This is a genomic window from Cellulomonas hominis (genome assembly GCF_014201095.1).
In the GTDB taxonomy this organism is placed as follows: domain Bacteria; phylum Actinomycetota; class Actinomycetes; order Actinomycetales; family Cellulomonadaceae; genus Cellulomonas; species Cellulomonas hominis.
Genome location: NZ_JACHDN010000001.1, coordinates 3,831,016 through 3,849,049, shown reverse-complemented (window position 1 = coordinate 3,849,049; position 18,034 = coordinate 3,831,016). Strand labels below are relative to the sequence as shown.

At 75.4% G+C, this 18,034-nt stretch carries 16 protein-coding genes and 1 pseudogene; 12 read left to right on the top strand and 5 right to left on the bottom strand.

The window, feature by feature from the left end:
* Positions 1–119 precede the first annotated feature (119 nt).
* From HNR08_RS18170 to HNR08_RS18150, 5 genes are all read left to right on the top strand, one after another.
* Positions 120–1,148, top strand: a complete 1,029-nt coding sequence (locus tag HNR08_RS18170) for a LacI family DNA-binding transcriptional regulator (RefSeq protein WP_146831688.1) — start codon at positions 120–122, stop codon at positions 1,146–1,148.
* Between the two features lie 38 nt (positions 1,149–1,186).
* A complete protein-coding gene (locus tag HNR08_RS18165) occupies positions 1,187–2,461 on the top strand; it encodes a sugar ABC transporter substrate-binding protein (RefSeq protein ID WP_146831685.1) in 1,275 nt (424 codons plus the stop codon).
* A gap of 118 nt (positions 2,462–2,579) precedes the next feature.
* Positions 2,580–3,584, top strand: coding sequence for a carbohydrate ABC transporter permease (locus tag HNR08_RS18160; RefSeq protein ID WP_146831682.1), 1,005 nt, complete (start codon positions 2,580–2,582; stop codon positions 3,582–3,584).
* Positions 3,581–4,483 (top strand): carbohydrate ABC transporter permease, encoded by a 903-nt coding sequence (locus HNR08_RS18155; RefSeq protein ID WP_146831679.1) that lies wholly within the window; start codon positions 3,581–3,583, stop codon positions 4,481–4,483. The genes HNR08_RS18160 and HNR08_RS18155 overlap by 4 nt, the downstream gene beginning before the upstream one ends.
* Before the next feature lie 71 nt (positions 4,484–4,554).
* The gene (locus HNR08_RS18150; RefSeq protein ID WP_146831676.1) at positions 4,555–6,009 is read left to right on the top strand and encodes a GuaB1 family IMP dehydrogenase-related protein; all 1,455 of its coding nucleotides are present in this window, start codon (positions 4,555–4,557) and stop codon (positions 6,007–6,009) included.
* 103 nt (positions 6,010–6,112) lie between these two features.
* On the opposite strand, the gene HNR08_RS22455 is transcribed toward HNR08_RS18150, so the two are convergent.
* The 3 genes from HNR08_RS22455 to HNR08_RS18140 are packed head-to-tail and all read right to left on the bottom strand — an operon-like array spanning position 6,113 to position 7,409.
* Positions 6,113–6,220 (bottom strand): type II toxin-antitoxin system VapC family toxin, encoded by a 108-nt coding sequence (locus tag HNR08_RS22455; protein WP_146831673.1) that lies wholly within the window; start codon positions 6,218–6,220, stop codon positions 6,113–6,115.
* Entirely contained in the window at positions 6,217–6,363 is a 147-nt protein-coding gene (locus HNR08_RS18145; RefSeq protein ID WP_183835201.1) for a hypothetical protein, read from the bottom strand. Before HNR08_RS18145 ends, HNR08_RS22455 begins: the two co-directional genes overlap by 4 nt.
* 8 nt (positions 6,364–6,371) lie before the next feature.
* Positions 6,372–7,409 carry an App1 family protein gene (locus HNR08_RS18140; RefSeq protein ID WP_146831670.1) on the bottom strand — a complete coding sequence of 346 codons (1,038 nt, stop codon included), beginning with the start codon at positions 7,407–7,409 and terminating at the stop codon, positions 6,372–6,374.
* A 357-nt stretch (positions 7,410–7,766) separates the two neighbouring features.
* On the opposite strand from HNR08_RS18140, the gene HNR08_RS22815 reads away from it, so the two are divergent.
* From HNR08_RS22815 to nikE, 5 genes are all read left to right on the top strand, one after another.
* On the top strand, positions 7,767–8,582 hold the full coding sequence (locus HNR08_RS22815) for a DUF1684 domain-containing protein (RefSeq protein ID WP_146831667.1): 816 nt from the start codon (positions 7,767–7,769) through the stop codon (positions 8,580–8,582).
* Positions 8,583–8,734: 152 nt separating this feature from the next.
* Positions 8,735–10,366 (top strand): ABC transporter substrate-binding protein, encoded by a 1,632-nt coding sequence (locus HNR08_RS18130; protein ID WP_146831661.1) that lies wholly within the window; start codon positions 8,735–8,737, stop codon positions 10,364–10,366.
* 1 nt (position 10,367) lies between these two features.
* Entirely contained in the window at positions 10,368–11,324 is a 957-nt protein-coding gene (locus HNR08_RS18125; protein ID WP_146831657.1) for an ABC transporter permease, read from the top strand.
* Positions 11,324–12,220, top strand: a complete 897-nt coding sequence (locus HNR08_RS18120; RefSeq protein WP_146831654.1) for an ABC transporter permease — start codon at positions 11,324–11,326, stop codon at positions 12,218–12,220. Before HNR08_RS18125 ends, HNR08_RS18120 begins: the two co-directional genes overlap by 1 nt.
* Positions 12,217–13,806 carry a nickel ABC transporter ATP-binding protein NikE gene (gene nikE, locus HNR08_RS18115; RefSeq protein WP_146831651.1) on the top strand — a complete coding sequence of 530 codons (1,590 nt, stop codon included), beginning with the start codon at positions 12,217–12,219 and terminating at the stop codon, positions 13,804–13,806. The genes HNR08_RS18120 and nikE overlap by 4 nt, the downstream gene beginning before the upstream one ends.
* Positions 13,807–13,890: 84 nt before the next feature.
* Here nikE and HNR08_RS18110 read toward each other — a convergent pair whose 3' ends face one another.
* Positions 13,891–14,310 carry a transferase gene (locus HNR08_RS18110; RefSeq protein ID WP_146831648.1) on the bottom strand — a complete coding sequence of 140 codons (420 nt, stop codon included), beginning with the start codon at positions 14,308–14,310 and terminating at the stop codon, positions 13,891–13,893.
* Positions 14,311–14,350: 40 nt separating this feature from the next.
* Positions 14,351–15,505: a lactaldehyde reductase gene (gene fucO / locus HNR08_RS18105; RefSeq protein ID WP_146831645.1), complete on the bottom strand. Its 1,155-nt coding sequence runs from the start codon at positions 15,503–15,505 to the stop codon at positions 14,351–14,353.
* 225 nt (positions 15,506–15,730) lie between these two features.
* Here fucO and HNR08_RS18100 point away from each other — a divergent pair.
* Together HNR08_RS18100 and HNR08_RS22930 are read left to right on the top strand one after the other, a co-directional pair.
* A pseudogene (locus tag HNR08_RS18100) lies at positions 15,731–17,296 on the top strand (glycoside hydrolase family 65 protein); the annotation flags it as partial.
* Positions 17,269–18,021: a glycosyl hydrolase family 65 domain-containing protein gene (locus HNR08_RS22930; RefSeq protein WP_371862345.1), complete on the top strand. Its 753-nt coding sequence runs from the start codon at positions 17,269–17,271 to the stop codon at positions 18,019–18,021. The pseudogene HNR08_RS18100 and the gene HNR08_RS22930, both read left to right, overlap by 28 nt.
* Positions 18,022–18,034: the final 13 nt, after the last annotated feature.

Genomic DNA, 18,034 nt, shown 5'->3' with positions numbered 1-18,034 from the left:
CGGCGACGGACCCCTCGGCTTGACAGTCCCGGGGGCGCTGGCAACTCTAGGGGCATCCGTTTGAGCGTTCCAATCGCGAATTGGAACGATCATATCCCCGGCCCGCAGAGGAGCGACCGATGGACAGCACGACCCGGCCGACGCTGGAGAGCGTCGCGCAGCGTGCAGGCGTCTCCCGCCAGACGGTGTCCAACGTCCTCAACGCCCCCCACCTGGTGCGGCCCGAGACCACCGACCGCGTCCGGTCCGCGATCGACGCGCTCGGCTACCGCCCGTCCGCCGCCGCCCGGCAGCTGCGCACCGGCCGGTCCCGCGTCGTCGGCCTGCGGCTCGAGCCGGTGCAGGACGGCATCAACGGCGCCGTCCTCGACCGGTTCCTGCACGCCCTCACGGAGAGCGCCCAGGCCCGCGGCTACCGGGTGATGCTGTTCACCGCCCCCGACGACGAGCGCGAGATCGCCCAGTACGGCGAGCTGCTGGACACGGCCGACCTCGACGCCTTCGTGCTGACCAGCACGCACCGCGACGACGCCCGAGCCGCCTGGCTCGCCGAGCGGGACGTGCCGTTCGTGACCTTCGGCCGGCCGTGGTCCGCCCCGGGCGCCGCGACCGACGACCACCCCTGGGTCGACGTCGACGGCTCCGCCGGAACCCGCGCGGCCGTGGAGCACCTGCGCCGGCTCGGGCACGAGCGGATCGCCTACCTGGGCTGGCCCGACGGCTCCGACGTCGGCGAGGACCGCGCCGCCGGCTGGGCCGCCGCGATGGTGGACGCCGGGCACGACGCGGGCCTGCTGCGCCGGCTGCACGCCCGCGTCCCCGACGGGGTCGCCGCGGGCGCGCAGGCCATCGAGCGGGTGCTCGCCGACGCCGCGCCCACCGCCGTCGTCTGCGCCTCGGACTCCCTCGCGCTCGGCGCGCTGACGGTCGGGCGCAGCCGCGACACCCCGCTGGCCGTCGTCGGCTTCGACGACACGCCCGTCGCGGCCGCCGTCGGCCTCACGTCCGTCGCCCAGCCGCTCACCGAGGCCGCGCACCGCGCGCTCGACCTGCTGCTCGACCAGCTCGACGGCACCGGCGGCACCCGCAGCAAGCAGGTGCTGCTCGCCCCGCACCTCGTCGAGCGCGCGTCCAGCCGCACACCCTGACCACCCCCCTCCCCCGCACCCCTGAAGGAGAGACCCCCATGCACCGCATCCCCACCCGAGGACGGCGCCTCCTGGCGTCCACCGCCGTCGGCGCCGCCGGCGTCCTCGCGCTCACCGCCTGCGGCGGCGGCTCCGGCTTCGACGAGGGCAGCGGCGACGACGCCGGTGCCTCGGGCGAGGGCGGCTCGCTCAGCATCCTCATCGGGTCCTCCGGCGACGCCGAGACCGACGCGGTCCAGGCCGCCGTCGCCGCGTGGTCCGAGGAGTCCGGCGTCGACGCGACCGTGCAGGTCGCCTCCGACCTGACCCAGGAGCTGAGCCAGGGCTTCGCCTCGGGCGACCCGGCCGACGTGTTCTACGTCAGCGCCGACCAGTTCCAGACCTACGCCGCGAACGGCTCGCTGTACCCGTACGGCGACTCGCTGGACAACGCGGACGACTTCTACCCGAGCCTCGTCGAGCAGTTCACCTACGACGGCGAGCTGGTGTGCGCCCCGAAGGACTTCTCCACGCTGGGCCTCATCATCGACACGGCCGCGTGGGAGGCCGCCGGCCTCACCGACGACGACGTCCCCACCACCTGGGACGAGCTCACCGACGTGTCCGCGCGCCTGACCACCGACGGCCGGGTCGGCCTCGGCTTCTCCGGCGAGTACGCCCGGGTCGGCGCGTTCCTCGCCCAGGCCGGCGGCACGCTGGTGAGCGCGGACGGCACCGAGGCGACCGCCGACTCCCCCGAGAACGTCGAGGGCCTGACCTACGTCCAGCAGCTGCTCGCGTCCGGCAGCGCCGCGTACGCCTCCGACCTCGGCACCGGCTGGGGCGGCGAGGCGTTCGGCACCGGCGCGGCCGCGATGACGATCGAGGGCAACTGGATCACCGGTGCGATGACCAACGACTACCCCGACGCCGCCTACCGCGTGGTCGAGCTCCCCGCGGGCCCGGCCGGCCAGGGCACCCTGCAGTTCACCAACTGCTGGGGGGTCGCAGCCGACTCGGACAACCAGTCCGACGCGGTGGACCTCGTGCAGTACCTGACCGCGACCGAGCAGCAGCTCGCGTTCTCCGAGGCGTTCGGTGTCATGCCGTCCGTGCAGTCCGCGGCCGACGGCTGGAAGGAGCTGTACCCGGAGATGACCGCGTTCATCGACTCCGCCGACTTCGCGCAGAACGTCGTGAACGCTCGGGGCGCCGCCGACGTCATCACCGACTTCAACTCCCAGCTGCTCACCCTGAAGACCGGCGACCCCGCCGCGATCCTCGGCTCCGTGCAGACCAACCTGCAGGCCGTCCTCGACGAGAACGCCTCCTGACGTGTCCGTCGCGGTGACGTCCGACGCCCGGACGCCGGAGCGCCGCCGTCGCCGTCCGAACGGCCCCGGGTCCGCCCGGGGCCGTGAGGCCGCGTCGGGGTGGCTCTTCCTCGCCCCCATGCTGGTCATCCTCGGGCTGTTCCTGGTCGTCCCGGTGCTCATGGCCCTGTGGGTCAGCCTGTCCGACTGGACCGGCCGGGGCAGCCCGCTGTCCTCCGACGTCGACTTCGTCGGCCTCGACAACTACCGCAGCCTGCTGCTCGGCGGCGGGCTCGCCACGCAGGACTTCGGCACGGCGCTGCGGAACAACGCGTACTACGTGCTGCTCGTCGTGCCGCTGCAGACCGCGCTCGCCCTGTTCCTCGCCACGATGGTGAACCGCCGGGCGCTGCGCGGCGTCGGGTTCTTCCGGACGGCGTTCTACTTCCCGTCCGTGACCTCCTCGGTGGCCATCACGGTGCTGTGGCTGTTCCTGTTCTCCGCGTCCGGCACGATCAACGGCATCCTCGCGCGGCTGTCGATCGCCGGGCCGAACTGGTTCAACGACCCGAACGGCGTGCTGCACCTGCTGCTCGCCCGGCTCGGGGTCGACACCGCGCCGGCGTTCCTGGCCCAGCACGGGTTCCTCGGGATCCCGCTCTGGGAGTGGGCCGCCGGGCCGTCGGTCGCGATGACGTGCCTGATCCTGCTGGCGATCTTCACCACGTCCGGCACGTTCATGCTGCTGTTCCTCGCCGCGCTGCAGGCGATCTCCGCCGAGGTCGAGGAGGCCGCGCTGATGGACGGCGCGAGCACCTGGCAGCGGTTCAGCCGGGTCACCCTGCCGATGCTCAAGCCGACGGTGTTCACGGTCCTGACGCTCGGGCTGATCGGCACCTGGCAGGTGTTCGACCAGGTGTACACCGGCACCCAGGGCGGTCCCGCCAAGACCACCGTCACGCCCGCGTACCTGTCCTACAGCGCGGCCTTCCTGAACAACGAGTGGGGCCGCGGCGCCGCGATCGCCTTCGTGCTGTTCGCGATCATCGTGCTGATGACCGTCGTGCAGCGGATCGTGCTGCGCGAGCGGGACACCGTGCCGCGCCGCAAGCGCTTCAACCGCGACGCCGGAGGTGCCCGATGACCGCCGTCACCGCCCCTGCCCCGACCCGGCCGTCCCGGCCGCACGGCACGGCCCCGCGCGGCCGGCGCAGCAACCGCCGGATGATCGCGACGTCGTTCACGTACGCCGTGCTGGTGGTCCTCGCGATCCTGTACGTCTACCCGTTCCTCATCCAGGTCGCCACGTCGTTCAAGACCGACGCCGAGGCCACGCAGAACGCGGTCGCGCTCATCCCGCAGACCTGGTCGACCGCAGCGTACGAGCGGCTGTTCCTGCGCTCGGACTTCCCGCTGTGGTTCCGGAACTCCGTGATCGTCACGCTCGTGGTGACACTCGGGCGGGTGTTCATCAACTCGCTGGCGGGGTACGCCCTGGCGCGGCTGCGGTTCCGCGGACGCGGGCTGGTGTTCGCCGGGCTGGTCGCCGTCATGGCCGTGCCGAACGTCGTGCTGCTGATCCCGAAGTTCCTCGTCATCAAGCAGGTCGGCATCTACAACTCGTTCGCGGGGCTGATCGTCCCGCTGCTCGCGGACGCCGCCGGGATCTTCATCATGAAGAACTTCTTCGAGTCGATCCCCCGGAGCGTCGAGGAGGCCGCCCGCCTCGACGGTGCCGGCACGTTCCGGGTGTTCTGGTCCGTGGTGCTGCCCATGGCCCGGCCCGCGGTCGTCACGCTGGTGATCCTCTCGTTCCAGGGGTCGTGGAACGAGCTCGCGCACTTCATCGTCGCGTCGCAGGACCCGCAGCTCGTCACCCTGACCAAGGGCGTCGCGCAGCTCGCATCCGGGCAGCTCTCCCAGGGCAACCAGTACCCGCTCAAGCTCGCGGCCGCGGCGATCATGACCATCCCGGTCGCCGTGCTGTTCTTCGTCTTCCAGCGGCGGATCATGAACCAGAGCGCTGGTGCCGTGAAGGAGTAGTGCAGGGAACCGGCGGCCCCGGGGCGGCCGGGGGCCGCCGGGTAGACTCGGGCGGAAAGGGGAACACACCTATGCGCTTCCTGCCCGGGCACCAGCCCTCGTCCGACCTGACGTACGGCGACGTCTTCCTCGTCCCGTCGCGTTCCGAGGTCGCGTCCCGCTTCGACGTCGACCTGTCGGCGCCCGACGGCACCGGCACGACCATCCCCGTGGTCGTCGCCAACATGACCGCCGTCGCCGGCCGGCGCATGGCCGAGACCGTCGCCCGCCGCGGCGGTATCGCGGTGCTCCCCCAGGACGTCCCGGCCGACGTCGTCGCGGACGTCGTCGCCTCGGTCAAGGCGAAGCACACCGTGGTGGAGAGCGCCGTCGTCGTCTCCCCGCAGGACACCGTGCACACCGCGCTGACGCTGATCGGCAAGCGGTCGCACGGCGCGGCGGTCGTCGTCGTGGACGACCGGCCCGTCGGCGTCGTCACCCCCGCCGACTGCGAGGGCGTCGACCGGTTCACCCAGGTCGCCGACGTCATGACCTCCCGGCCGACCACGGTGGACCTGTCCGTCGTCGAGTCCGGCGGCCCCGCGGGCCTCGAGGCGGCGTTCGAGCAGCTGCACGCGTCGCGGCGCAAGTTCACGCCGGTCGTCCAGGACGGGCGGCTGGTCGGCGTGCTCACCCAGGTCGGCGCGCTGCGGTCCTCGGTCTACACGCCCGCGCTCGACGCCCGCGGCCGGCTGCGGGTCGCCGCGGCCGTCGGCGTGAACGGCGACGTCAAGGGCAAGGCCGCCGCGCTGCTCGACGCCGAGGTCGACGTGCTCGTGGTCGACACCGCGCACGGGCACCAGCGCAAGATGCTGGACGCGCTCGAGGCCGTCCGGTCGCTCGACCCGCGGGTCCCCGTCGTCGCGGGCAACGTCGTCACCGCCGAGGGCACGCGCGACCTCATCAGCGCGGGCGCGGACATCGTCAAGGTCGGCGTCGGCCCGGGCGCGATGTGCACCACCCGCATGATGACCGCCGTCGGGCGGCCGCAGTTCTCCGCCGTGCTGGAGTGCGCCACCGAGGCGCGCCGGCTCGGCAAGCACGTGTGGGCCGACGGCGGCGTCCGGCACCCCCGCGACGTGGCGCTCGCCCTCGCGGCCGGGGCGTCGCAGGTGATGGTCGGCTCGTGGTTCGCCGGGACGCACGAGTCCCCCGGCGACCTGCACGCCGACGGCGACGGCCGGCTCTACAAGGAGAGCTTCGGCATGGCGTCCGCGCGGGCCGTCGCGGCGCGCACCCGCGGCGGGTCGGCGTTCGACCGGGCGCGCAAGGCCCTGTACGAGGAGGGCATCTCCTCCTCGCGGATGTACCTCGACGCGGACCGCCCGGGCGTGGAGGACCTGCTGGACCGGATCACCTCCGGCGTGCGGTCCTCCTGCACCTACGTCGGCGCGACGAGCCTGGAGGAGTTCGCCGAGCGCGCGACGGTCGGCATCCAGTCCGCCGCCGGCTACGACGAGGGCCGCCCGCTGCCCGACGGCTGGTGACCGACGCACCACCGCCGAGGTAGGGCCGTGCAGGGCCCTGTCCCGGCGGAACGGACCTGTCTCGGCGGGGGGTTTGTGCGGTGGGGGCGGGATCAGCCCCCGGTCAGATCGTGCAGTCGTCGTGCGCGGCGAGCCGCTCGTCCACCGTCGCGAGCGTCGCGTCATCCGCGAGCCACCACAGCAGGACGTGCGTGTCGGCGAGCGCCCTCACCGGCCGTACCAGTCCTCGAGCTCCTCGTCGGTCAGGTCGCGCGCGCCGTCCGGGACCTCGATCTGCCCACGGAGCGCACCCGGGGTGCGGACCGCGCCGCGGGGCTCCAGCGTCCGCCCGCTGGTCTGGTCTGGTCTGGTCAACCAGCGCGTCAGATGACCCCCGCGCGCTCCAGCTCCGTCGCGAGGGCCCGGCCGTCCGCGCCGCGCGCCAGGACCACCGCGGACGCGTCCAGGTCCTCGACCGCCCTCCGGGTCGCGGGGGTCGGCGCGGGCAGGCCGTTGGCGGCCACCTGCTCGGTGACCGAGAGCTCCCGGACGGCGATGGCCGCGACCCGGCCGGGGTGCTCGGCGGCGAACGTCTCGTAGACCTGGGGGTCGTGCTGGCCGTCGTCGCCCACGAGGATCCAGCGCAGGCGCGGCAGCTCGTCCGCCAGCGCGCGCAGGGTCGCGGCCTTGTACGCGCGGCCGGACCGGAACAGCGCGGTGCCGGTGGGGCCGAGGTCGGTGAGCAGCAGCGAACCCTGCGGGAGGCCGACGCGCTCGAGGAACCGGGCCAGGGCGGACGCCGTGTTCCACGCGCCGGTCGACAGGTAGAAGACCGGGGCGTCCGGGTGGGTGGCCGTGAGCCGGCGGTACAGGTCCGGCATGCCGGGCACGGGCCTGCGGCGGGCCTCGGAGCGGACCAGGAAGTTCCAGGCGGCGAGGTGCGGGCGGGGCACCATCGTGACGAGCACCGTGTCGTCGATGTCGCTGACGATCCCGTGCGTGGCGGCCGGGTCCACGACCTGCACGGGCGCGGGGACCGCCGCTCCCCCGCCGTCGACCGCGACCCACAGGGCGCGCCAGCCGGGCTCGAGCGCGATCTCGACGGGGGCGTCCAGGTAGCCGCCGCGGTCGGTGCGGGTGACGAGCAGGTCCGGGCCGTCGGCCTCGGCGCGGACCCGGACGACGGCGCCGTCGACCTCCGCGGACAGCAGGTTCCGCCACCCGCGCCGCTCGACGGACCCGGGCGTCGGGGCGTCGGGCGGGGTGAGCAGCACCCGGGCGCGCACGTGGGCGCGGGTGGTGGTGCCGAACGACGGATAGGTCACGACGCGGGGCTGGTAGCCCCGGCGGCGCAGGAACCGGACGACGGCGGAGTTGATCCGGTCCTCCGTGCGGGCGGCGATCCGGGCGAGCGTCGACATCGCCTCAGTATCCCGAGGTCCGGGCGCTGCCGCGCGGCGAGGACCCGCGGTCGTCACGTTGTCTCACGCCTGTCACGGTCGCGTTGACACCCCCGCGGGACGCCGGGTTAGCGTGACCGGACCGGCGCGGTGGTCGCGCCGGGACGACCGGCAGGGGGACCCGATGCGAGGAGCACGCGTGCAGCGCGCCGGCCTCGCCGCGCCGTCCGCCGCGCCCCGCGCCGCCGCGCCGCTGCGCGGGTGTTGTCGCCGCTGACGCCGTCCTGACCGCCGCCGGGCGGTCGCCGTCAGCGCAGCCGCGCCCCTGATCGCCCCGCCGCGGGCCCGGGCCGCCGCGCACCAGCCTGGAGCACCACCGTGACCACCACGACCGAGCCCGCCGTCCCGTCCGTCGTGCCGGCGCCCACCGCCCCGCCCGCCTCCTGGCGGGCCTGGCGGGCCGAGCGCGACGCCGCCCTCGCCGAGCCGCACGGCTGGCTCAGCCTCACCGCGCTGCACTGGCTGTCCGCCACCCCCGCCGCCCAGGGCGACCTGCCCGGGCTGTGGTGGTCGGACGCCCGCGGCATCCGCGTCGAGCCGGGCGACGACCGCTCGCTCACGCTCGACGGCGCGCCGCTGACCGGACCCACGGTCGTCTGGACCGACGCGGGCCCCGCGGGCGTGCTGCGGCACGGGGACCGCGTCATCGAGCCCCTGTCCCGCGGCCCGCTGCTGCGCGGGCTGCGCGTCCGGGACCCGCACGCCCCGGCGCTGCTGGCGTTCACCGGCGTGCCGGTGTTCGCCTACGACCCGGCGTGGCGCCTGGAGGCGGCGTTCGTCCCCGCCGGCGCGGGCCGCGTCGTCGAGACCGGCTCGGTGGCCGCGGGCGTCCGGCACGTGCAGGAGGTCGCCGGCGTGGTGCGGTTCGCCCGCGACGGCGCCGAGCACGCGCTGCAGGTCACCGGCGGGGACCACCCCGCGATCTGGTTCCGCGACGCCACGAACGGCGTCGAGACGGCGGCGTTCCGGGTCCTCCCGGTGGCGCCGCGCGCGGACGGGACCGTGGTCCTCGACCTCAACCGCGCGGAGAACGCCCCGTGCGCGTTCAGCGAGCACGGCACGTGCCCGCTCCCCCCGGCCGGCAACGCCCTGCCGTTCCCGGTGCGGGCCGGCGAGCGCGCCCCCGCCGCCTGACCGCACCCGCTCCCCCGCACCCCGCCGAGCCCCGCCGAGATCGGTCACCCGGGCCGAGATCGGATCTCCTGGCGACCGATCTCGGTCGCACGGACCGATCTCGGCGTCCGTGCTGCCTTCCGCACCATCCCGCACCCCGAGAGGAACACCCCATGGCCCTGCGCCGATACCGACCGGCCGTCGCCGCGCTCGCGACCGCCGCCGTCCTCGCCCTGTCCGCCTGCTCCGGCACCGCCGGCGAGGGCGGCGGCGCGAGCGACGACTCCGCAGCGGGCGAGCCGACGTACGGGGGCACGCTCCGCGTCGGGTTCTCGGACGACACCGGGAACTACGACCCGCAGCAGCGCCCGCAGCTGCACGCCCGCACGATCTCCCGGCAGATCACCGACACGCTGACCGACCAGGACCCGGAGACCGGCGAGATCCTGCCGTGGCTGGCGACCGGCTGGGAGATCAGCGAGGACACCCGGGAGTTCACGTTCACGCTGCGCGACGGCGTGACGTTCTCGGACGGCACGCCGTTCGACGCGGAGGTCGTCAAGGCGAACCTCGACCGCGTCGTCGCGATCGGCCCGCTGGCGTACATCGGCGCCGGGTACCTGCGGAACTACGTCGGCTCCGAGGTGCTGGACGAGCACACCGTGAAGGTGACCTTCTCCGAGCCGAACGCGCAGTTCCTCCAGGCCACGGCGACGCAGTCGCTCGGCATCCTGTCGCTCGGCACGCTGGCGCTGGACCCGGCGGAGGTCGCGGCGGGGAACGTCGTCGGCACCGGGCCGTACGTGCTCGACGCGTACGTGCCGGACCAGTCGATCACCCTGTCGGTGCGCGAGGACTACGCCTGGCCGTCGCCGCTGTACGAGAACCAGGGCCGCGGCTACTACGACAGCATCGAGGTGTCGTTCGTCCCCGAGGCGACGACGCTCGCCGGCGCCCTGTCCTCCGGGCAGGTCGACGTGGCGTACGTCCTCGACGCCGCGAGCGCCGCGTCGGTCGAGGCCTCGGACGCCGAGCTCGTCGCCACCCCGATGCCGGCGATCTCCATCCCGATCGTCCCCTTCGTCTACCGCGAGGTGTTCTCCGACGAGCGCACCCGGCGGGCCCTGTCCCTGGCGACGGACCGGCAGGCCATCGTGGACACCGTGTTCCAGGGCCGGTACGAGCCGGCCACCGGGGTGCTCACCACGACGAACCCCGGCTACGTCGACCTGTCCGAGGAGCTCCAGCACGACCCCGACGCGGCCGCCGAGCTGCTGGACGAGGCCGGCTGGACGGAGGTCGGCGACGACGGCATCCGCAGCAACGCCGCGGGCGAGCGCCTGGCACCCAGCATCGAGTACATCGGCACGGGCACGTCCACCGAGGCGCTGCTCCAGCTGCTGCAGCAGCAGTGGCGCGAGCTCGGCATCGACCTGGTGCTCAAGCCGGTCGCGGAGGCCTCCGAGGACCCGCTGCACGCGCACACCTACGACCTGAGCACCTGGTCGCAGACCCGGGCCGACCCGGACGTGCTGCGCACCGTGTACTCGTCGTTCTACGAGAACCAGTCGTTCCTGTTCGACAACGCGGACCCGGAGCTCGACGCCCTGCTGGGCACCCTGCAGACGACGACCGACGCCGCGGCGCGGCTCGAGGTCTCCGAGCAGGTGCAGCGCCTGATCCTCGAGCGGGGCTACACCGTGCCGCTGTACGACCTGACGCAGTACACCGCGCACGCGGCCGGCGTCTCGGGGTACCACACGGACATCGAGGGCAAGCCGCTGCTCGTGGACGTCTGGGGCTGAGATGACCGCGTACCTGCTGCGCCGCCTGGCGCAGATGGTCGTCGTGCTGTGGGGCGCCGTCACCCTCGCGTTCGCCGTCGTGCACCTGGTCGGGGGCGACCCCGTCCGGCTCATGCTCGGCGCGGGCGGTGACGGCGCCGCCACGGCGTCGCCGGAGCAGGAGGCCGCGCTGCGCGCCGAGCTCGGCCTGGACCGGCCGGTGCTCGTGCAGTACCTCGACTTCCTGCGCCGGGTGGTGACGCTGGACCTCGGCACGTCGTACACGTCGGGTCAGCCCGTCGCCGCCACGATCGGCTCGGGGCTGGGCAGCACGGTGCAGCTCGGCCTGGCGGCGATCGCCGGGTCGATCGCGCTCGGGCTGCTGTTCGCGCTGGCCGGCGTGCTGCTGCCCGGCCGGGCGCTGCGGTCGGCCGTGCAGTCGGTGACGGTGGTCGGGGTGGCGGTGCCGTCGTTCTGGCTGGCGATCGTGCTGCTGCAGGTGTTCTCGTTCACCCTCGGCTGGTTCCCCGCGTTCGGGGGCGACGGGGTGCGGGCGCTGGTGCTGCCGGCGCTGACGCTCGCGCTCATCACCGCCGGCACGTTCGGGCAGATCCTCACCCGCGGCCTGACCGACGCCCTCGCGGAGCCGTACGCCGACACCGCCCGGGCCAAGGGCCTCGGCCGCACCCGCGTGGTGCTCGGGCACGCGCTGCGGAACGCGTCGATCCCCGTGTTCACGATGGTCGGGATGATGGTCGGCGGCATCCTGTCCGGCGCCGTCATCGTGGAGACCGTCTACGGCCGCGCCGGGATCGGCCGGCTGTTCGTCGAGGCCGTCCGCGGCCAGGACTTCCCGCTGATCCAGGCGCTCATCGTGCTGAGCGGCGGCCTGTTCGTCGTCGTCACGCTCGTGGTCGACCTGGCCTACCGGTGGATCGACCCCCGGATCACCGCCCCCCACGCGAAGGTGGCCGCCTGATGTCCCGCACCGCCCCCCTGCCCGTCGCGTCCGCGGCCGTGCTCGGGCCCGTCGCGCCCGCCGGCCGGGCCCGGCACACCCCGCGCGGAGGGTCGCTCCGGCTGCCCGCCCCGGGCGCCGCGCTGAGCGTCCTCGTGCTGCTGGTCGTCGCCGTCTGGGCGATCGCCCCGGGCGCGGTGGCGCTGTACGACCCGGTCCGGGACCTGGACGCCGCGCACGCGCTGTCCGGGCCGAGCGCCGCGCACTGGTTCGGCACCGACCTGCTCGGGCGCGACGTGTACTCCCGCGTCGTGCACGGCGCGCGGCTGTCGGTGAGCGCCGCGCTCGTGGCCGTCCTCGTGTCGCTGGCGCTGGGCTCGGCGCTCGGCATGCTCGCCGGTTACGCGGGCCGGTGGGTGGACGCGGTCATCATGCGCGCCACCGACGTGCTGGTCGCGATCCCCGGGCTGCTGCTGTCGCTCGCCGTGGTGTCGGTCCTCGGGTTCGGCGTGCTCAACGTGGCGCTGGCGGTGGGGATCGCCGGCATCCCCGGGTTCGTCCGGATCACCCGGGCGGAGACGCTCCGGATCACGCACCGGCCCTACGTGGACGCCGCGCGCTGCTCCGGCACCGGGCACCTCGGCACGCTGGTCCGGCACGTCGCGCCGAACGCCACCGGGGCCGTGCTCGTGCTGGCCGGGCTGGAGCTCGGGGGCGCGATCCTGTCGGTCTCGGCGCTGAGCTTCCTCGGGTTCGGGGCCGTGCCGCCGACGCCCGAGTGGGGGTCGATGGTCAGCGAGGGCCGCGCCCACCTGGCCACCGCGTGGTGGCTGACGACGTTCCCCGGGGCGGTGGTCGCCGCGACCGTCCTGGCCACGAACCGGCTGAGCCGCGGCGCGCGGAGGGCGGGGGCATGACGCTGGAGATCAGGGACCTGACCGTGCGGTACCGCGGGCGGCGCGGCGGGCCGGTGGACGCCGTGCGCGGCGTGCACCTGGGCGTCGGCGCGGGCGAGGTGGTCGCTCTCGTGGGCGAGTCCGGCTCCGGGAAGACCAGCGTCGGCCGGGCGGTGCTCGGCCTGCACCGCCGCGGCACGCAGGTCGGCGGCAGCATCACGCTGGACGGGCGGGAGCTCGTCGGCCTGCCGGAGCGCCGGCGGGCCGGGGTCTACGGCACCGGGATCACCGCCGTGCCGCAGGACCCGCAGGCGTCGCTCAACCCCCTGCACCCGGTCGTGAAGCAGGTCGCCGAGGTGCTGCGGGTGCACGGCCTGGCGCGGGGCGCGGCCGCGCGGGACCTGGCCGTCGACGCCCTCCGGCTCGCGGGGCTGGACGACGCGGAGCGCCTCGCGGACCGGCTGCCGCACGAGCTGTCCGGCGGGCAGCGGCAGCGGGTGCTCATCGCGATGGCCATCGTCGCCGGGCCGCGGCTGATCGTCGCCGACGAGCCGACCTCGGCTCTGGACGTCACGGTGCAGCGCCGGATCCTCGACCACCTGGAGCACCTGGTCCGCCGGTCGGGCACCGGGCTGCTCCTCATCACGCACGACCTCGGCGTCGCCGGGGACCGGGCGGACCGGGTGGTCGTGATGTCCGAGGGGCGCGTGGTCGAGGACGGGCCGACGGCGCGGGTGCTCGCCGCCCCGGAGCGGGCGTACACCCGGGCGCTGGTCGCGGCGGTCCCCCGCCCCGACTCCCCGCCGCTGGTCCCACCCGCCGCGCCGGACGCCGCGCCCCTGCTCGTCGCGGCCGGGCTGCGCAAGGAGTTCCGGGGCCGCGGCGGGCGCGGCACCGTCGCGGTGGACGACGTCGACCTGCACCTGCCCGTCGGCGGGACCCTCGGGCTGGTCGGCGAGTCCGGGTCGGGCAAGACGACCACGGCGCGCCTGCTGCTCGGGCTCGCCCGGCCGGACGCCGGGACGGTCGCGCTGCACGGCCCGGGCGGGGACGTCGCGCCGGACCGCGCGGAGTTCCGGCGCCGCGTGCAGCCCGTGTTCCAGGACCCGTACTCGTCGCTCGACCCCGCGCACCCGGTGGGCGCCTCGGTGCTGGAGCCGCTGCGCGCCCAGCGGGTCGGCGACCGGCGCAGCCGGCGCGCGCGCCTGGCGGAGGTGCTCGACGCGGTCGCCCTGCCCCGGTCGGTCGCGCAGCGGCGGCCGCACGAGCTGTCCGGCGGGCAGCTGCAGCGGGTGGCGATCGCGCGGGCGCTGGCCGTGCGGCCGGACGTGCTGGTGTGCGACGAGCCGGTGTCGTCCCTCGACGTCACCGTCCAGGCGCAGGTGCTCGAGCTGCTCGCGACCCTGCACCGCGAGACCGGGCTGGCCTACCTGTTCGTCTCGCACGACCTCGCGGTGGTCCGCCAGGTGTGCGCCGAGGTGGCCGTCATGCACCGGGGCCAGGTCGTCGAGCGCGGTCGCACGACCGACGTGTTCGACCGGCCGGGGCACCCGTACACCGCGTCGCTGGTCGCCGCCGTGCCCGGGGGGCGGGTCGCGGCGGCCTGATGCGGGCGCGCCGACGGGCCGGGCGGCTGGGGGGCCGCCCGGCCCGTCGGTGCGGGACGTCGTGCGCTCGGGACGCGGGCGGCGCTACGCCGCGAGCCGGCGGTCCAGCCGCCGGGCCGCGCGGTCGCCGGGCACGACGGCCCCGGGCTCGACCCGCGACTCGGGTGCCACCACGGCGCGCGCCTCGAGGCGTGCGTCGGCCCCGACCTCGCAGCGCGTGCCCACGGTGGAGCCGGCGCCGACGCTCGCGCCCCGGCCGACGTGCGCGTGCGAGCCGATGGTCGCGGCCACCTCCACGCGCGCGCCGGGTTCCACCCAGCAGTGCTGCCCGATCCGGGCGCGCGCCTCGACGCGGGCCCCGGGGTCGACCCACGCCGTCTCGGCGACGTAGGCGCTCTCGTCCACGACCGCACCCTTGGCGACGAGCCCGCCGCCGTTGTCGTGCCGCTGGTAGCGCACGACCGTGCCGTCGTCCAGTTCCAGGTCTTCGTATCGTTTCCTCATACCGCCCTGCACAACGCGCAGGGCGGTACGGGTGTTCCCGTCAGCGGAGCAGTCCCCGGTACAGGGCCTCGATCTCGTCCACGGAGGCGGCCTTGGGGTTGCCGCCCGCGCACACGTCGTCGAACGCCGCCTTGGCGAGGGCCGGCAGGTCCTCCTCGCGGGCGCCGATGGCCTCCAGCGTCGTCGGGTTGCCGAGGTCGCGGGTCAGCGCGGCGACCGCCTCGACCGCGGCGGCGCGGGCCTCGTCCAGCGGCATGGTCGCGGCGCCCTCGACGCCGAACGCGGCGGCGACGTCCCGCAGCTTCTCCCCCGTCGCCCCGGCGTTGAACGCCATGACGGGGGCGAGCAGGATGCCGTTGGCCACGCCGTGCGGGGCCGAGTAGAACGCGCCGAGCGGGTGCGCCATCGCGTGCACCAGGCCGAGGCCGACGTTCGAGTAGCCCATGCCGGCCACGTACTGCGCGAGCGCCATGCGCTCCATCGCGTCGGCGTCGCCGTCGGCAGCCGCCTGCAGCGAGGCCGCGATGACCTGGATCGCCTTGAGGTGGAACAGGTCGGACAGCTCCCAGGCGCCGGCGGTGGTGTAGCCCTCGATCGCGTGGGTCAGGGCGTCCAGGCCGGTGGCGACCTTGAGGGCGCGCGGGGCGGTGGCCATCATCTCGGGGTCCACGACCGCCATCACGGGGATGTCGTGCGGGTCGACGCAGACGAACTTGCGCTGCCGCTCGGTGTCGGTGATGACGTAGTTGATCGTCGTCTCGGACGCGGTGCCCGCGGTGGTCGGCACGGCGATGATCGGCACGGACGGCTTCGTCGTCGGCGCCACGCCCTCGAGGGACCGGACGTCCTCGAACTCCGGGTTCGCGACGATGATGCCGATCGCCTTGCACGTGTCCTGCGGCGACCCGCCCCCGACCGCGATCAGCACGTCGGCGCCCGAGGCCCGGAACGCGGCGACGCCGGCCTGGACGTTCTCGATCGGCGGGTTCGGCAGGACGTCGCTGTACACGTCGTACGGGAGGCCGGCGCCGTCCAGCAGGGCGGTGACGCGGCCGGTCACGCCGGACTCGACGAGCACGCCGTCGGAGACGACGAACGCCTTGGTGAAGCCCCGGCGGGCGAGCTCGCCCGGGATGACCTCGATGCTGCCGGCACCGAAGTAGGCGGTCTGGTTCCAGATCATGCGCTGCGCCATCGCGGCAGCCTCCCTCGTACGACGTGTGATGTCTGCTCGGCCATCCCACCCGGCGGAACGGCGTTCCGCGCGGGCCCAAGGTCCTCGCGGGACGCCGCACCGGGGCGACGGCGTCCATGAATCGTTTCATCCGGGGGCGCCCGGGATCCGGGACCTCCGGCCCGGCCCGGCGCCCCGGCCGGCGCTCGACGCGACCGCGCCGCCGGCCTGTGGTGGGGTGTCACCGTGCCCGACCGACCCGATCCCTGGCGCGTGCGCGCCGCGCAGCTCGACCTGGACCACCCGGGCGCGGCCGCCTCCGTGCTGACGCTCGCGAACGGCGCCCTCGGGGTGCGCGGCGTGCCCGACTCCCCCGCACCCGACCGCGGCCCGGGCACGCTGCTGGCCGGCGTGTGGGAGGAGTTCGACCACACCTACGCCGAGCGCGCGTACGGCTACCCGCTCGTGGACGAGCGCCTGGTGCCGGTGGTGGACGCCTGGGCGCTCGGCTGGGCCGCGGACGGGGCGCCCGTGGCGGACACCGGCGCGACGCGGGTGCTGGACCTGCGCCGGCTGCTCGAGCGGGAGATCGAGGTCCGCACGCCGGGCGGTGCCCGGCTGACCCTCACCGCCACGCGGCTCGTCTCGCTCGTCCGGCGCGAGGTGGTCGCGACCCGGTGGCACGTGCGGGCGCACGACGCGGCGCGCGTCACGGCACTGCCGGTGCCGGGCTGCGGCCACGCGGACGCCACCGGCGCGGACGACCTGGACCCGGAGCCCGGGCTCGGCACCACGCACTGCCGGCACGAGCCGGGCGGATCCGTCGTGCACCAGCGCGCGCACCGCTCGGGCCGGGCGCTCGCCGCCCGCACCGGGCACGCGGTGCGCGCCGGTGACGGGACCCGCGTCGCCTGGCACCCCGGGCCGCACGCGGCGACGCTGGACGCCGACCTGCCGGCCGGCGGGTGGCTGGAGGTCGAGGTGCTGGCCGCCTACGCCGCGGGCACGGACGCCGACGCGCTCGACGGCCGGGCCGGGCGCGCGCTCGCCGAGGCCCGCGCGGCCGGCTGGGACCGGCTGCTCCGCGAGCAGGAGGCGGCGCTGGACGCCGTCTGGGAGCGCGGGGACGTGCGCGTCGAGGGCGACGACGTCCTGCAGCAGGCGGTGCGCTACGCGCTGTTCCAGGTGGTGCAGGCCTCCGCCCGGGTCGAGGGCTCGGGCGTCCGCGCCAAGGGGCTGGCCGGGACGGGGTACCACGGGCACACGTTCTGGGACTCGGAGTGCTTCGTCCTGCCGGTGCTGGACCACGTGCTGCCCGAGGCCGCGCAGGCGCACCTGCGGTGGCGGCACGGCACGCTCGCCCTGGCCCGCGAGCGTGCCGCCGAGCTCGGCCTGCCCGGCGCCGCGTTCCCCTGGCGGACGATCAGCGGCCGGGAGTGCTCGGGGTACTGGCCCGCGGGCACGGCCGCGTTCCACGTCGGCGCGGACGTCGCCTTCGCGGCCGCCCGGCACGTCGCCACGACCGGGGACGAGGACTTCGCGCGCGAGGTCGGCGTCGACCTGCTGGTGGCGACCGCCCGGCTGTGGGCGGGCCGCGGGCACCACGCGGCGGACGGGTTCCACCTGGACGGCGTCACCGGGCCCGACGAGTACACCGCGGTCGTGGACGACAACGCGTACACCAACCTCATGGCCCGGAGGAACCTGCGGGGCGCAGCCGACGCGGCGGAGCGGTTCCCCGCGGAGGCCGGGCGGCTCGGCGTGACCGCCGACGAGCGGGCGGCCTGGCGCCGTGCGGCGGACCGGATGGTCGTGCCGTACTCCCCGACCTGGGCGTCACCGAGCAGCACGCCGGGTTCACCCGGCACGCGCCCTGGGACTTCGGCACCCCGGAGACCGCCCGGTACCCGCTGGCCGACCACGCGCCGTTCGTCGAGCTCTACCGCCGCCAGGTCGTCAAGCAGGCCGACCTCGTGCTCGCCCTGCACCTGGCGGGCGAGGCGTTCGACACCGAGCAGAAGCGCCGGGACTTCGCCTACTACGAGCCGATCACCGTCCGCGACTCGTCCCTGTCCGCCCCCGCGCAGGCGGTGGTCGCCGCGGAGGTGGGGCACCCGGACCTGGCGTACGCGTACGCCCGGGAGTGCGCGCTCATCGACCTGTCGGACCTGCGCGCGTCGACCGAGGGGGGCCTGCACGTCGCCTCGCTCGCGGGCGCGTGGACCGCGCTGGTGGCCGGGCTGGGCGGGCTGCGGCACGACCACGGCGCGCTGCACCTCGCGCCGCGGCTGCCGCGGCGGCTCACGCGCCTCGTGTTCCGGGTGCTCCAGGGCGGCGCCCGGGCCGAGGTCGACGTGCGACCCGGCGCGGTGACGTACCGCCTGGTCGCCGGCGACGCGGTGCGGCTGACCCACCACGGGGAGCCGGTGCACCTGACGGCGGACGAGCCCGTCGCCGAGCGGGGCGTGCCGGACCTCGCGGAGCACCCCGCGCCCGCGCAGCCGCCGGGTCGCCCGCCCGGCTTCGACGCGACCTGAGCGGGCCGCCGGA